General features: G+C 55.0%; 2 tRNA genes and 1 rRNA gene. All 3 read left to right on the top strand.

From position 1 onward, the window contains the following. The first annotated feature begins 131 nt into the window (after positions 1-131). Positions 132-208: transfer RNA gene (locus ABID19_RS34285), tRNA-Ile, on the top strand. Between the two features lie 118 nt (positions 209-326). After that, positions 327-402: transfer RNA gene (locus tag ABID19_RS34280), tRNA-Ala, on the top strand. A 454-nt stretch (positions 403-856) separates the two neighbouring features. Next, a 23S ribosomal RNA gene (locus ABID19_RS34275) occupies positions 857-1190 on the top strand; the annotation flags it as partial.

Here is a 1190-nt window from a genome sequence, read left to right as displayed (position 1 = left end):
GCCCCCCTATTGATTAAGATGGGCGGCCGCTGGCGCTCCGCGAGGGCGCGGCATAAGCCGCGACGGCCGGTCGGCCTTGCGAGGCTTTGCCTCGATGTCACCAGCTCGTTACTGGCAGAGCGCGGTCTTTAGGGCTTGTAGCTCAGTTGGTTAGAGCGCGCGCTTGATAAGCGTGAGGTCGGAGGTTCAAGTCCTCCCAGGCCCACCACTTGCGCGATCCCGTAGGGATCGTCGCTTCAGCCTCGATGTGGAAGTTGAGCTCCAGCGCGATCCCGCAGGGATCGTCGCTTCGGTCTCGATACCATTATGCGGGAGCAAGATGTCAAGGGGCCGTAGCTCAGCTGGGAGAGCGCCTGCTTTGCAAGCAGGATGTCGTCGGTTCGATCCCGTCCGGCTCCACCATTACAGCGCAATCCGCAAGGATTGTCGCCGCGCAATCCCGCAAGGATTGTCGCGGTTCGCGACGATCCTACGGATCGCGCGGAGGTGTCGAGTAGAGATGAACAACCGGTTGAAAAAGTCATTCGTTTAAGAGTTTGCGGCGAGCTTCTGGCTCTCCGCCTGTTCTGTATGACATCGTAAAGAGAAGATTTGTTCGAACTTCATGATCCGAAAGGCTCGTGATTTGTCGCGGGAGACGCTCAATCTCCCGCATATGATGGGTTTGCCTAACCGCACCCTCGAACCGATCTCGAGAAGCTGGTCTTTTTGTGCCAATGACATCAAGCCAAATTCTGCACAGGATTTGGCTGAAGCGACGATCTCTTTGAGATCGCGCGGAGGCGACAATCCCTCGGGTTTGTGGCTGAAGCGACGATTTCTTCGAAATCGCGCGGTGGGTATTGGCAATGAGAACGATCAAGTGTCTTAAGGGCAATTGGTGGATGCCTTGGCATGCACAGGCGATGAAGGACGTGATACGCTGCGATAAGCTACGGGGAGGTGCGAATACCCTTTGATCCGTAGATTTCCGAATGGGGAAACCCACCTAAGGTGCTTGGAAAATCAGAGTAGCAGGTGGCGCGAGATCCCAAAAGGATTGAGCGTTAAGCGGCGATCTCTTTGAGATCGCGCAGACTTGCTGCTGTGGTTTCTAAGTATCTGTTATAGGTAACTTATCCTGAATACATAGGGATAAAGTGGCGAACGCGGGGAACTGAAACATCTAAGTACCCGTAGGAAAGGACATC

The sequence above is a fragment of the Mesorhizobium robiniae genome (assembly GCF_040545535.1).
Lineage (GTDB): Bacteria > Pseudomonadota > Alphaproteobacteria > Rhizobiales > Rhizobiaceae > Mesorhizobium > Mesorhizobium robiniae.
The sequence above is the reverse complement of the archived record's forward strand: the minus strand, read 5'-3'. Positions and strand labels throughout refer to the sequence as shown.